We start from the raw sequence: 13,211 nt of genomic DNA, 5'->3' as shown, positions 1-13,211 counted from the left end.
GCATAGGACAAAGCTGTGAGCCATGGGTATCGACGAATACGGCGGCGGCCAGGGGCCGCAGGCCGATGTGCTGGTCGTCACGACGAACGACGTTCCGGGGTACCGGGTCGAGCAGGTGATCGGCGAGGTGTTCGGGCTGACCGTGCGCTCACGGCATCTCGGCAGCCAGATCGGCGCCGGTCTGAAGTCGATGGTCGGAGGTGAGCTGAAGGGGCTCACCAAGACCCTCGTGCAGACCCGCAACCAGGCCATGGAACGGCTCATCGAGCAGGCACGCGCGCGTGGCGCCAACGGCGTCCTGGCGTTCCGCTTCGACGTGACCGAGGCGGCGGACGTGGGCACCGAGGTGTGCGCCTACGGGACGGCTGTCGTGCTGGCCCGGCTGTGACGAGCACCCCGGGCCGGCACTCCTAGGAGGTGTGCCGGGACGCGTTCGACAGGATCGCGTCCCGGAGGTGTTCGGCCAGACCCGGTGCCATGGAGTCGTAGAACGCCTTGAAGCGCTCGTCGGAGACGTACATCCCGGCGAGGCAGACGTGCATCTCGTAGGAGCACGCGTAGAACCACCGGTCGATGTGGAGCCTGTGTTCCTCGGCCAGGTCCATGGCCTCCTCGGCGGTGGGTGGTTCGCCGGCGGTCACCAGGGTGGCGTAGCGCTCGCTCCAGTCGTCGACCTCCGCCTGGAGGCGCTTCCAGTCGGCCTTGGTGTAGCGGGCGGCCCTGCGCTGCGACTCGGCGTAGGACTCTGTGCCGCCCCAGCGCTGTTCGGCCTCTTCGGCGTACTGCTCGGGGTCCTTGTCGCCGAAGACCTCGAAGCGTTCCTCGGGGGTGAGGTTGATGCCCATCGTGCGTGCCTCCATGGCGTGTTCCACGGCCTCGGCCATCTTCTGGAGCTTCTCGATCCGGGCGGTCAGCAGCTCGTGCTGGCGGCGCAGATGCGCGCGCGGGTCCGTCTCCGGGTCGTCGAGCAGGGCCGCGACCTCGTCGAGCGGGAAGCCGAGCTCCCGGTAGAACAGGATCTGCTGCAGCCGGTCGAGGTCCGCGTCGCCGTAGCGCCGGTGACCCGCGTGGCTGCGCCCACTGGGGACGAGCAGGCCGATGTCGTCGTAGTGGTGCAGCGTGCGCACGGTGACCCCGGCGAATCCGGCGACCTGTCCCACGGAGTAGGAGCCCTGTCCCACGGAGTGGCTCACTTCCGCTCCCTTCTGTGTCCGCGCTCCACGGTGGGGCCTCACGTCACGTGAGGTGCAAGCCCCGCACGCTCTCAGGATGTTCGACCTCAAGATGTTGGGTCCGTTTTACCCACTTATGGTGAGCGCGTGGCCCAGGACAGCGTGCACCAGGCACCCGTTGCCCCTACGACCCCGGCGCGCACCCTGCTGCCGTCGATCGTCCCCGCTCTGGTCGTGGGCGTGCTCGCGAGCCTGCTGTTCATCGGCGTGAGCTCGGCGGCCGAGCAGCTCCAGCACGTGCTGTGGAACAACCTGCCGGACGCCCTGGGCATCGGCCGCTACTCGGTGCTGTGGATGCTCGTCATGCTGACGGCCACCGGCATCGCGGTCGGGCTCGTGGTGTGGAAGGCGCCCGGGCACGCCGGTCCCGATCCGGCCACCATCGGGCTGGAGGCCGCGGCGCTGCCGCCCGTCGTGCTGCCGGGCCTGGTGCTGGCGACCGCGCTGATGCTCGCGGGCGGACCGAGTCTCGGGCCGGAGAATCCGATCATCGCCGTGAACGTGGCACTCACGCTGTGGGCCGGACGCAGGCTGGCGCCCCGGGTGCCGGGCGGGGCGTGGGGGGCGCTGGCCGAGTCGGCGACGATCGGGGCGCTGTTCGGGACGCCGGTGGCGGCGGCGCTGCTCATCTCCGAGGCGCTGGCCGGACGGCAGACCAAGGGCGCCCTGTGGGACAACGTGTTCGCGCCGCTCGCCGCGGCCGGGGTGGGCGCCATGACGACCACCCTGGTGGCCCATCCGACCTTCGACCTGCATCTGCCCCCGCTCGGCCGGCCCGGCTGGAGCGACCTGCTGGCCGTCCTGGTGCTGGCGCCGCTGGCCGCGCTGCTGGGGATGGCCGCCGTCTACGTGTTCCCGTACGTCCACAGCGCCTTCTCCCGGCTCGGGCACCCCATGCTGGCGCTTCCGCCGGTGGACTGGTCCTGGGCCTTCTGGCGGCCGTGGGCGGCCAGCTGACGCTCTTCAAGGGGCTGGACCAGATCGGGACCCTGGCGGCCGATCCCGAGGGCTGGTCGGCGGGGCAGTTCGCGACGATGACGGTGGTGAAACTGGCCGCGATGCTCGTCGCCACGTCCTGCGGCTTCCGGGGCGGGCGCATCTTCCCGTCGGTGTTCATCGGCGTCGCCCTCGGCCTGTTCGCCCATGCGGTCGTACCGGCGGTGCATCCGGCGCTGGGCGTCGCCGCAAGCGTGCTCGGCATGCTCCTGGCGATCACCCGGCAGGGCTGGCTGAGCCTGTTCACGGCCGCGATCCTGGTGGCCTCGCCGGCGATCCTCGCCCTGCTCTGCATCGGCTCGCTGCCGGCCTGGCTGTTGGTGACCGGGAGGCCGCAGATGCAGTTGCGCGCCGACGGAACTCCGGTTCGCTAGTACCCGTTGGTTGTATTGATCCTTATCGGAGGCACGCCCATGCCGTTGCACAAAGGTCCCGAGCAGCCCGAAGAGCGCCCGATGTCGGTGAACCCCTTCTACGGGGAGGCCAATCCGGTCGGCGGCATGACCGAGGCGCCGCCCAAGCACCGGCTCCCGGACACGCCGCTGCCGCCGATGACGGCGGCCCAGCTGGTCCACGACGAGCTGATGCTGGACGGCAACTCCCGGCTGAACCTGGCGACTTTCGTCACCACCTGGATGGAGCCGGAAGCCGGCGTCCTGATGGCGGAGTGCCGGGACAAGAACATGATCGACAAGGACGAGTACCCGCGCACGGCCGAGTTGGAGCGCCGCTGCGTGGCGATGCTCGCCGACCTGTGGAACGCGCCGGACCCCTCGGCCGCCATCGGCTGTTCCACGACCGGTTCCAGCGAGGCCTGCATGCTCGCCGGAATGGCCCTGAAGCGCCGCTGGACGCAACGCAACAAGGACCGCTACCCGGCCGCCCGCCCGAACCTGGTGATGGGCGTCAACGTCCAGGTCTGCTGGGAGAAGTTCTGCAACTTCTGGGAGGTCGAAGCCCGCCAAGTACCCATGGAGGGCGACCGCTTCAACCTGGACCCACAAGCAGCGGCCGAGCTGTGCGACGAGAACACCATCGGCGTCGTAGGCATCCTCGGCTCCACCTTCGACGGCTCCTACGAGCCGATCGCCGACCTGTGCGCCGCCCTCGACGCCCTCCAGGAGCGCACCGGCATCGACATCCCGGTGCACGTGGACGGCGCGTCCGGCGCCATGGTCGCCCCCTTCCTGGACGAGGAGCTGGTCTGGGACTTCCGCCTCCCGCGCGTGGCCTCGATCAACACCTCCGGGCACAAGTACGGCCTGGTCTACCCGGGCGTCGGCTGGGCCCTGTGGCGCGACGCGGACGCCCTCCCGGAGGAACTGGTCTTCCGCGTCAACTACTTGGGCGGCGACATGCCCACCTTCGCCCTCAACTTCTCCCGCCCCGGCGCCCAAGTGGTAGCCCAGTACTACACATTCCTACGCCTCGGCCGCGAGGGCTACCGCGCGGTACAGCAGTCCACCCGCAACGTGGCCCGAGGCCTGGCAAACCACATCGAGGCCCTGGACGACTTCAAACTCCTCACCCGGGGCGACGAGCTGCCGGTCTTCGCCTTCACCACAAACCCAAACGTCAAGGCCTACGACGTCTTCGACGTCTCCCGCCGCCTACGCGAACGCGGCTGGCTGGTCCCGGCGTACACCTTCCCGGCAAACCGCGAGGACCTCTCGGTCCTCCGCATCGTCTGCCGCAACGGCTTCTCGGCAGACCTGGCAGAACTCTTCCTGGACGACCTGACGCAACTACTCCCCCAACTACGGAACCAGCCGTACCCCCTGACCCGCGACAAGGGAACAGCCACGGGCTTCCACCACTGAGCCCGTCGCCGCGTACGGCGCGAAGGTGCCGTGCCGGGGGTGTCCGCCCGCAGCGGTTGGCGCGTCAACACCGCCACGACCTTGAGCGACCGATTCCGCGCCGTTCCGAGGACGGACACCCCCCGGCGCGGCACCGACCCACACCAAACGGAAGGCGACTCACCGCCCGAGCCCCCGGAACCGCCGTACGGCGAGCGGGAAGAACACGGCCAACAGCGCGAGCGGCCAGGCAACCGCCGCCCACACGTGCCCCGCTTCCCCGCCGGGCCCGCCGAAGAGATCGCGTACGGCGGTCGCGGTCTGGGACATCGGATTCCACTGGACGACCGTGCCCAGCCAGCCGGGCATGGCAGCAGGCGTGGCAAGCGCGTTGGACAGAAAACCAACCGGCCAAACCAGGATCTGCACGGCCTGCACCATCTCGGGCCGCCCCGCGACCAGCGCCAGCTGAATGCCGACCCACAACATGGCGAACCGAAAAAGCAACAGCAGCCCCAAGGCACCCAGAAAGCCCCCGGGGCCACCCTGCGGGCGCCAGCCCAGCGCCAGCCCGACCCCGATCAGCACGACCAACCCGATCGCCGACTGGAGCATGTCCGCAGCCGAACGCCCCACCAGAACCGCTTCGTCGGCCATCGGCATGGACCGGAACCGGTCGATCACTCCCTTGTTGAGATCCTGGGTGACTGCCAGCATCGTGCCCTCCAGCCCGAAGGCCATGGTCAGCGCGAGCATCCCGGGAACCAGATAGTCGACGTAGGCGCCCTCGACCGCCCGCCCGCCGCCGATCAGATAGCCGAACATCAGCAGCAGCATCACCGGAAAGACGAGACTCACCACGACCCGCACGGGCTGCCGCGCCCAGTGGGCGAGTTCACGCCGGGTCATGGTCCAGGAATCCGTCAGGACATACGCGCTCACGCGGCCTCCTTCTCCGCTCCCGTGAGATGCAGGAACACCTCGTCCAGCGTCGGCCGCCGCAACGCCACGTCCTCGGCGTCGATCCCGGCCTCCTCCAGCGCCCGTACGACACCGGAGAGCGCCGTCATCCGGTCGGTGACCGGGGCGCTGAGCAGCCGGCGGTCGACGTCGACGGAGACGCCCGCCTCGGGGACGGGCAACAGGGCGACGGCGGCGCCCAGTTGACCCGCGTCGCGCAGGACGACGTCGATACGGTCGCCGCCCGTGCGGGACTTCAGCTCGTCCGGAGTGCCGTCGGCGATGACCCGACCCCGGTCGACCACCGAGATACGTCCGGCGAGTTGGTCCGCCTCCTCCAGGTACTGGGTGGTGAGCAGCACCGTCGTACCACCGCCGACGAGGGACCGGACCGCCGACCACACCTCGGCCCGGCCGCGCGGATCGAGCCCGGTCGTCGGCTCGTCCAGGAACAGGATCTCCGGATCGGTGACGAGCGAGGCGGCGAGGTCCAGACGGCGGCGCATGCCCCCGCTGTAGGCGCGGACGGGCTTGCGGCCGGTGTCGGCGAGGTCGAACCGCTCCAGGAGCTCGTCGGCACGCACACGCGCGTGGCGGGCGCCGAGATGGTGGAGGCGGCCGAACATCTCCAGGTTCTGCCGGCCATCCAACTCCTCGTCCAGAGCAGCGTGTTGACCGAGCAGACCAATCCGAAACCGAACCGCTCGCGCCTCGGCCAGCACGTCGTACCCGGCCACTTCCACTCGCCCGGAGTCGGGCCGCAGCAGGGTGGACAGAATGCGCACCAGGGTGGTCTTGCCGGCACCGTTGGGCCCGAGCACGCCATGCACGGTGCCGCGCATGACCCCGAGGTCGAGCCCGTCGAGGGCCTTCTTCACGTCCTTGCCCGTCTTCCCCCCGTACGTCTTGTGTGCGCCCTCAACGCTGATCGCCATGTCGGCCACGCGAGCACCCTCCACTAGTCAAGTTTGACTACCTGCTCGAAGGCTTCGAAGGTAACGCCACAGACAGCATTAGTCAAACTTGATTAGCGAGCATCCCCGGGATGCCGGTCACCCGTCGCGTAAGGGTTCTCCTCGCCGTCCTTCAGGACACCGACGAACGGCGCGCCCTCCCCCACGAACGTGTAGGCCCCGCCTTCGATCCGGTCGATCAGCCCCCGGGTCCACGCGGCCTCCGCGTCGGCCGTGTGGATCCAGAGGTTCATGATCTCGCCGATGTGGCCCAGCTGCTCGGGCCCGTCCTCGGGGATGTAGTGCTCGGTGACCGAGGCCCGCCACTCGGCGATACCCCGGGTGCGCTCCTTGAGCAGAGCCACCGCCTCGGCCCTCGGCAGGTCCACGATGCCCCCGATCGCCGCCGACTTCACGTCCATCTGCTGGTCGTAGGACTTCAACGCCTCGCGCAGCAGCCGGAAGTACTCCTCGGTGCCCCAGTCGGTGATCTCGTACTCCGTGCGGGGCGGTCCCCCGACGGTGGACGGCGCGACCTCATGAGCGTGCAGGAAGCCCTGCTTGGCCAGCTGCTTGAGCGCGTGGTAGATCGAGCCGGGTTTGGCGTTGGACCACTCGTGCGCGCCCCAGTACTCCAGGTCGTTGCGCACCTGGTAGCCGTGGGCCCGCCCGTGCTGGCGCACGGCGTTGAGCACGAGGAGACGGATCGCTGACATGGGGCCAGCGTAGGACCCGGCAGGTCACCCCCAGCTCGTGCCCTGCTCCTTGGCGACCAGCTCGAACGCGGTCGCCCCGTCGAGGGACTCGCGGACGATGTCGGCGTGGCCGGCGTGCCGGGCCGTCTCGCGGATCAGGTGCAGGCAGACCCAGCGCACGGAGACCCGCCCCTCCGGCGGGAACCACGGGTCGTTCGGCAGCGGAAACGTGTCGTCGAGGCTGGGCACCGACCGCACGTACGCCTCGGTCTCGGCGGCGACCTTCTCCCAGTAGGCGAGCTGGGACTCGACGGTCTCACCGTCGACCAGCTGGAACGTCTCGTGCCAGTTGGTCTGGTCCCGCTGGATGGCCGGCGGCTCCTGCTTGGCACGCGCGATCCAGCTCTGCTCGACCTCGGCGACATGCTTGAGCAGGCCGGAAAGGGACAGCTCACTCGCGCTGGGCTTACTGGCAGCCTGTTCCTCGGTCAGTCCGAGCAGCGCCCGGCGGATGCCGCCCCGCTGCTCCTCGATGAACGAGAGCAGCGCCCCGCGCTCGTCGCCCCGCGCCTCTGCCGCCACATGCGTGACCATGACCGTCACCTTTCGCCGATGCCGGCGGGGAGCCCGTCTCCCTGCCCGACACCGACGAAGCTACGGGCCATTGAGGTCAGGTTCTGTCCTCAATGGCCCGGCTTACGACGACGTACTCAAGACGGACGCCTCAAGACGGACGTACTCGCGAAGGACGAATCAGAACGGGAACCCGCTCCGCCCGTGCTGCACCGAGATCCACTTCAGAGTGGTGAACGCGTCCAGCATCGTGTCGCCGTTGAGGCGGCCGAGGCCGGAGGACTTCTCGCCGCCGAAGGGGACGATCGGCTCGTCGTGGACGGTGCCGTCGTTGACGTGGAACATGCCCGTGTCGATCTGCTTGGCGAAGTTGACGCCCCGCTCGATGTCACCGGTGTGGACGGCGCCGCTCAGCCCGTACGGCGTGTCGTTGACGATGCCCACCGCCTCCTCCTCGCCGTCGAACGGGATGAGGAAGGCGACCGGGCCGAAGACCTCCTGGCGGAGCAGTTCCGAGTCGGCGGGGAGGCCGGTGAGGACCGAGGGCTCGACCAGGTTGTCGTTGGTCGCGCCGTGGACCAGGGCCGTCGCGCCTTCCGCGATCGCCTGCTCGACGACACCCGAAAGGGCGTCCGCCTGCGAGGAGTTGATGACCGGACCGATCACGGTCTGCGGGTCGCGCGGGTCGCCGACCTTGAGGGACTTGACCTTGGCGACGAACTTCTCGGTGAACTCGGGGGCGATCGAGCGGTCGACCAGGACACGGTTCGCGGCCATGCAGACCTGGCCCTGGTGGACGTAGCGGCTGAAGACCGCCGCGTCGACCGCGTAGTCGATGTCGGCGTCGTCGAGGACCACGAGGGCGCTGTTGCCGCCGAGTTCGAGGACCGAGCGCTTGAACTGCGAGGCGCAGACGGTCGCGACGTGGCGGCCGACCTTGTCGGAGCCGGTGAAGGAGATGACCTTCGGTATCGGGTGCTCGATGAACGCGTCGCCGATCTCCGCGATGTCGGTGATGACGACGTTCAGGAGGCCGCCCGGCAGGCCCGCGTCCTCGAAGATCTTCGCGACCAGGGAACCGCCGACGATCGGGGTGTTCTGGTGCGGCTTGAGGACCACGCCGTTGCCCAACGCCAGTGCGGGGGCAACCGACTTGAGGGAGAGCAGGAAGGGGAAGTTGAAGGGGCTGATGACGCCGACGACGCCCACCGGGACGCTGTAGACGCGGTTCTCCTTGCCGTCGACCGGCGAGGGGATGATCCGGCCCTGGGGGCGCAGCGCGAGATGGATCGCCTCGCGCAGGAACTCCTTGGCGAGGTGCAGTTCGAAGCCGGCCTTGAGGTGCGTGCCGCCGAGTTCGGCGATGATCACCTCGGCGATCTCCTGCTCGCGGTCCTCGATGAGCCGCAGTGCCTTCTCGAACACGGCGCGGCGGGCGTAGGGGTTGGTCGCAGCCCACGTCTTCTGGGCCCGGGCGGCGGCCTTGTACGCCTCGTCGACCTCGTCGACCGTGGCTATCGTGATCGACGCCAGCTTCTCGCCGTCGTACGGGTTGAAGTCGATGATGTCCCAGGAGCCGGTGCCCGGGCGCCACTCACCGTCGATGTACTGCTGAGCCAGGTCGGTGAAGTAGGACGACATGTGTGATCCCTCAATCGCTAGCAGACACGATCAACAGCAGACCCGATCATCGATCATCACGGTCTGATCACACGTCATCGTACTTGTGTTTCAAGAGAGTTGAAGCAGTCCCCGGAGAAGATCCCGGCTCTCGTCCGGGCCCGGACTGTCCTGCTGGAGCTCCTTCAGCGCCTTCTCGTACTGGGCCACATCCTCGGCCTTGTCGAGGTACAGCGCGCTGGTGAGCTGCTCCAGGTAGACGACGTCGGAGAGGTCCGACTCCGGGAAGGAGAGGATCGTGAAGGCACCGGACTCGCCGGAGTGGCCGCCGAAGCCGAACGGCATGATCTGCAGCCGCACGTTGGGGTGTTCGGAGACGTCGATCAGATGCTGGAGCTGATCGCGCATCACCTCGCGGTCGCCGTAGGGGCGGCGCAGAGCGGCCTCGTCCAGGACGATGTGGAAGTCCGGGGCGTTCTCGTTCACCAGGTACTTCTGCCGCTCCAGGCGCAGCGCCACGCGCCGCTCGACGTCGGCCTCGCTCGCGCCCTTCATGCCGCGCCGGACGACCGCGCGGGCATAGGCCTCGGTCTGCAGCAGTCCGTGCACGAACTGCACCTCGTAGGCGCGGATGAGCGAGGCGGCGCCCTCCAGGCCCACATAGGTGGGGAACCAACTGGGCAGGACGTCCGAGTAACTGTGCCACCAGCCCGCTACGTTGGCCTCCTTCGCGAGGGAGAGGAGTGAGATGCGCTCCGCCTCGTCCGTGATGCCGTACAGCGTCAACAGGTCCTCGACATCCCGCGTCTTGAAGCTCACTCGACCCAGCTCCATGCGACTGATCTTGGATTCGGAGGCACGGATCGAGTACCCCGCGGCCTCGCGAGTGATCCCACGCGCTTCCCGCAGTCGCCTGAGTTGCGAGCCGAGCAGCATCCGCCGCACCACCGATCCGGGCTCTCCCGCGCTCACGTTCGCCAGCCTCCCCAACCGTCTTCAGGGGCCGCAGTCTGCCACTAAAACACTTCGAGCAGTACTCGTTCGATTACAGAAATGGAAAGAAGGGACTCCTGTTCACAGGAAGTTGCCAGGAAGAAGTCAGCAAGATGCAAGGTCCGAGGCCGAGATCGGCGTGAAGTTGGCGGAAAAAATGGCCAACAAGCGGTACGGGAGGGTCCAATTCGGTCAGCTGCACGTGCATCTGCCCTTGCATCTGCCCTACGCATCCGAAACCATGGTCTCGCGCCACCGCTGCATCGCAACGACCGCGAATTCCCGGGAGTGCCTCGCATGGGGACGAATGGATCGACCATGCTCGAGCCGTTACGGCAGGGCCTTCCGCCGCTGGACCCCTCGACCGTGTCCAGCGCCGCATCGTGTTCTCTGCCCGCCCGCTACGAAGCGGTGCGCGAGGCACGGCAGTTCACCCGTCGCACGCTCGACCAGTGGGACACAGGCGACCGCTTCGACGACGTCTGCCTGGTGGTCTCCGAACTCGTCACCAACGCGCTGCGGCACGCGCTGCCGGCCAACACCCCGCGCGCAGCCGAGCAGGGGCCGCCCGTGCGGCTGCATCTGATGCGGTGGACCGAGCGGCTGGTGTGCGCGGTGCGCGACCCCAGTCACGACAGCCCCGTCGCCCGCGACTCGGAGGACTTCTCGGCGGAGTCGGGCCGCGGCCTGTTCCTCGTCGACTCGTTCAGCGACGGCTGGGGCTGGCACCCGCTGGCGGGCACGCTCAGCGGCAAGGTGGTCTGGGCGCTGTTCCGGCTGCAGCCGGACTGTCTGCGCGATGACACGTGAGAACCGCGGCGCATTTTGGCGCCGCGGTTCTACGCGCGTTGTGGGCCCGGTGTCCTGCGGTGACGGCTATCCCGCTATCAGGTGGTCGAACTCGCCGTCCTTGATGCCCAGGAGCATCGCCTCGATCTCGGCGCGCGTGTAGACGAGGGCGGGACCGTCGGGGAAGCGCGAGTTGCGCACCGCGACGTCGCCGCCGGGCAGCCGCGCGAACTCCACGCAGGAACCCTGCGAGTTGCTGTGCCTGCTCTTCTGCCAGGCCACTCCGTCCAGCTGCGTGGCAGCCATGCCGTTGTACACGTCGTACCCCAAGTACACGCTGTCAACGCGGTGGTCCACAGGTCGCTCCCGGTTGTGCACTGGCTGGTGTGGCCATTGATGCAGTGGTCAACTGTTCCGGATCATAGCCCTGTTCATGTGCAGATGCATGGGCAGATGCACGTGCACGCGGCGTGCTCCTCCGGTTACAGCTTTGACGACCGCTTTACCGATGCCGTTCCAGCGTCTGCCCCGGTCCATGCGGGACATGTGCTTCCGCTACTTCCTCACAGGACGTGCACTAGTGAAGACGCGCGGCGGGGCCCCCGTGTTCCGGGAGGGGCCGGCTATCGCGTCGCGTAGGGCAACAATGCCATCTCCCGGGCGTTCTTGATCGCGGCGGCCAACTGCCTTTGCTGCTGGGCATTTACGCCCGTGACCCGGCGGCTGCGGATCTTGCCGCGGTCGGAGACGAACTTCCGCAGCAGGTCGGTGTCCTTGTAGTCGATGTACGTCACTCCGGCCGCGTCCAGGGGATTGCGGCGGGACTTGACGGTCCTGCGCTCGGGCTTGCGGGGCACGGTCAGATCTCCAGGAGGGTGTCGAAGGCGGGCGGGAGGCGTTTCCAGGCGGCGCGGCCTGCGGCGTACTCGGCGTCGGTCAACAGGCAGTGGTCCAGGAGCCGTTCGAGGCCTTCGCGGTCGAGGCCGGGGGACGTGAAGACGAGGTGCTGGCAGCGGTCGCCGTGCTCGGGGTGCCAGTCGAGCGCGGCGGCGGCACGGCGTATCGGGGGCACCAACTCCCAGGCCGCGTCGGGCAGTGAGGCCAGCCACGGTCCCGCGCCCTCCACGCACAGGGCGCCGCCGGCCGCGTCCCAGTGGAGCAGCGCGTCAGGTCTGTCGGCGAGCCAGAACCGGCCCCGGCTGCGGGCTGCGGCGCAGGTCAGATCCTCAAGCGCCGCGTACAGCCGCTCCGGGTGGAAGGGCCGGCACCGGTGCCAGACGAAGGTGCTCACCCCGTACGCGTCGGCCTCGACGGGGAGCAGGGCGCAGGCCGGGTGCTGGGCGGCAGCAGCGGCCTCGACATCGAAACCGGCGAGAGCGGCACGCCCCAACTCGCCACGCGGGGGCCGGGCGGAGCCGGCCGGGTCACCGGGCACGGGCCGGGCGGGATCCGCCGGGTCACCAGGCACGGGCCGGGCAGTGCCCGCCGAGTCGCCGGGCACAGGCCAGAGGAGATCCACCGGGTCACCAGGCGCCGGCCGGCCGGGACCCACCACGCCGTCGCGCACAGGCCGAGCAGAACCCGCCGGGCCACCAGGCACCGGCCGGGCGGGATCCGCCACGCCGTCGCGCACGGGCCGAGCAGAGCCCGCCGAGTCGCCAGGCACGGGTCGGCCAGAGCCCTCCGGGTCGCCGGGCACCGGCCGGGCAGAGCCCGCGTCGCCGTATCCTTCCCGGGCGTGGGCCGCCAAGTCACCTCCCCCCAGCGGTATTTGCAGTGCCGTCGGATGCAACTGCCCGAGCAGTTCCCGGTCCTCGTCGTCGGCCTCCTCGGAGTCGAGGACCGCGAGGACGGGGGCGTACTCCAGTTGGCGGGCGAAGGTGTCGGCGATGGTTCGCTGGTCCGTGGCCGCCGCGGCGAGGCCGGCGTCGGCGAGGTCGTCGCCGTTGCCGAGGCAGGGCAGGAGCAGGGCCGGGTCCACGGCGGTGATGACGCCGGTGACCGTGAGGCCGCCGGAGGTGATCACCTCGGCCATCGCCCTGGGTTCGACGGAGTCCCACAACTCGACGATCGCGAGCCGGACTTGACCGGTCGCCGCCAGTCGGCGCAGTTCCGGGACCAGGTCCTCGCGGAGCGCGCAGCACGCGCAGTCGTCGACGAGGGGGGCCTCGCCGGCGTCGAGGATGCCGGTGGCGTCCCTGATCGTGCGGATGACGGTGCCGGCGGCGGCCGTGGCGAGGTCGTGGTGGAGTACGACGCTGCCGGGGACGTCGTGGAGGAGGCGGGCGACGGTCGCTCTGCGGGCGTCGGCGTGCAGGCCGGCGACGATCGCGACGGAGAGGTCGGGCACGGTCAGTCCTGCTTCCCGTACCGGCGCTCGAAGCGCTCCACGCGGCCGGCCGTGTCCAGGACGCGGGCTGTGCCGGTGTAGAAGGGGTGGCTGACGTTCGAGATCTCGACGTCGACGACGGGGTAGGTGTTCCCGTCCTCCCACTCGATCGTCCTCGTGCTCGTCATCGTCGAGCGGGTGAGAAAGGCGTGGTTCGCGGCCCGGTCCCGAAAGACGACGGGGCCGTAGGACGGGTGGATGTTCTGGCGCAT

Annotated in this window: 14 protein-coding genes and 1 pseudogene; 4 read left to right on the top strand and 11 right to left on the bottom strand. The window is 69.2% G+C overall.

Annotated elements, in window-relative coordinates; translation table 11 throughout:
• The first annotated feature begins 22 nt into the window (after positions 1-22).
• The gene (locus tag AB0I51_RS35565; protein ID WP_362982430.1) at positions 23-388 is read left to right on the top strand and encodes a YbjQ family protein; all 366 of its coding nucleotides are present in this window, start codon (positions 23-25) and stop codon (positions 386-388) included.
• Positions 389-410: 22 nt separating this feature from the next.
• Here AB0I51_RS35565 and AB0I51_RS35560 read toward each other — a convergent pair whose 3' ends face one another.
• Positions 411-1,193, bottom strand: a complete 783-nt coding sequence (locus AB0I51_RS35560; protein ID WP_362982428.1) for a MerR family transcriptional regulator — start codon at positions 1,191-1,193, stop codon at positions 411-413.
• A 126-nt stretch (positions 1,194-1,319) separates the two neighbouring features.
• On the opposite strand from AB0I51_RS35560, the pseudogene AB0I51_RS35555 reads away from it, so the two are divergent.
• Positions 1,320-2,602: pseudogene (locus AB0I51_RS35555) on the top strand (ion channel protein).
• A gap of 39 nt (positions 2,603-2,641) precedes the next feature.
• Positions 2,642-4,048 carry a glutamate decarboxylase gene (locus tag AB0I51_RS35550; RefSeq protein WP_362982426.1) on the top strand — a complete coding sequence of 469 codons (1,407 nt, stop codon included), beginning with the start codon at positions 2,642-2,644 and terminating at the stop codon, positions 4,046-4,048.
• A gap of 159 nt (positions 4,049-4,207) precedes the next feature.
• Here AB0I51_RS35550 and AB0I51_RS35545 read toward each other — a convergent pair whose 3' ends face one another.
• The 6 genes from AB0I51_RS35545 to AB0I51_RS35520 all read right to left on the bottom strand — a co-directional run bounded on the left by AB0I51_RS35545 (position 4,208) and on the right by AB0I51_RS35520 (position 9,764).
• Positions 4,208-4,969 (bottom strand): ABC transporter permease, encoded by a 762-nt coding sequence (locus AB0I51_RS35545; protein ID WP_362982424.1) that lies wholly within the window; start codon positions 4,967-4,969, stop codon positions 4,208-4,210.
• The gene (locus tag AB0I51_RS35540) at positions 4,966-5,931 is read right to left on the bottom strand and encodes an ATP-binding cassette domain-containing protein (protein WP_362982422.1); all 966 of its coding nucleotides are present in this window, start codon (positions 5,929-5,931) and stop codon (positions 4,966-4,968) included. The genes AB0I51_RS35545 and AB0I51_RS35540 overlap by 4 nt, the downstream gene beginning before the upstream one ends.
• Before the next feature lie 83 nt (positions 5,932-6,014).
• A complete protein-coding gene (locus tag AB0I51_RS35535) occupies positions 6,015-6,656 on the bottom strand; it encodes a PadR family transcriptional regulator (RefSeq protein WP_362982420.1) in 642 nt (213 codons plus the stop codon).
• 24 nt (positions 6,657-6,680) lie between these two features.
• Positions 6,681-7,229, bottom strand: a complete 549-nt coding sequence (locus AB0I51_RS35530) for a DinB family protein (protein WP_362982418.1) — start codon at positions 7,227-7,229, stop codon at positions 6,681-6,683.
• Positions 7,230-7,388: 159 nt separating this feature from the next.
• A complete protein-coding gene (locus AB0I51_RS35525) occupies positions 7,389-8,849 on the bottom strand; it encodes an aldehyde dehydrogenase family protein (RefSeq protein WP_362982416.1) in 1,461 nt (486 codons plus the stop codon).
• Between the two features lie 90 nt (positions 8,850-8,939).
• On the bottom strand, positions 8,940-9,764 hold the full coding sequence (locus tag AB0I51_RS35520; RefSeq protein WP_362982543.1) for a helix-turn-helix transcriptional regulator: 825 nt from the start codon (positions 9,762-9,764) through the stop codon (positions 8,940-8,942).
• 375 nt (positions 9,765-10,139) lie between these two features.
• Between AB0I51_RS35520 and AB0I51_RS35515 the strand changes: the two genes are divergently transcribed.
• Positions 10,140-10,631: an ATP-binding protein gene (locus AB0I51_RS35515; RefSeq protein ID WP_362982414.1), complete on the top strand. Its 492-nt coding sequence runs from the start codon at positions 10,140-10,142 to the stop codon at positions 10,629-10,631.
• Positions 10,632-10,697: 66 nt separating this feature from the next.
• On the opposite strand, the gene AB0I51_RS35510 is transcribed toward AB0I51_RS35515, so the two are convergent.
• From AB0I51_RS35510 to AB0I51_RS35495, 4 genes are all read right to left on the bottom strand, one after another.
• The gene (locus AB0I51_RS35510; RefSeq protein ID WP_051105974.1) at positions 10,698-10,916 is read right to left on the bottom strand and encodes a DUF397 domain-containing protein; all 219 of its coding nucleotides are present in this window, start codon (positions 10,914-10,916) and stop codon (positions 10,698-10,700) included.
• A gap of 317 nt (positions 10,917-11,233) precedes the next feature.
• Positions 11,234-11,467 carry a 30S ribosomal protein S18 gene (rpsR, locus tag AB0I51_RS35505; RefSeq protein WP_362982412.1) on the bottom strand — a complete coding sequence of 78 codons (234 nt, stop codon included), beginning with the start codon at positions 11,465-11,467 and terminating at the stop codon, positions 11,234-11,236.
• 2 nt (positions 11,468-11,469) lie between these two features.
• Positions 11,470-12,960 (bottom strand): GTP-binding protein, encoded by a 1,491-nt coding sequence (locus AB0I51_RS35500; RefSeq protein ID WP_362982410.1) that lies wholly within the window; start codon positions 12,958-12,960, stop codon positions 11,470-11,472.
• Between the two features lie 2 nt (positions 12,961-12,962).
• Complete coding sequence (locus AB0I51_RS35495; RefSeq protein ID WP_362982408.1) at positions 12,963-13,211, bottom strand: type B 50S ribosomal protein L31; 249 nt, start codon at positions 13,209-13,211, stop codon at positions 12,963-12,965.

It is taken from the genome of Streptomyces sp. NPDC050549, assembly GCF_040655035.1.
GTDB lineage: Bacteria > Actinomycetota > Actinomycetes > Streptomycetales > Streptomycetaceae > Streptomyces.
Note: the sequence above shows the minus strand (reverse complement) of the source record. Positions and strands in the feature narration are given on the sequence as shown.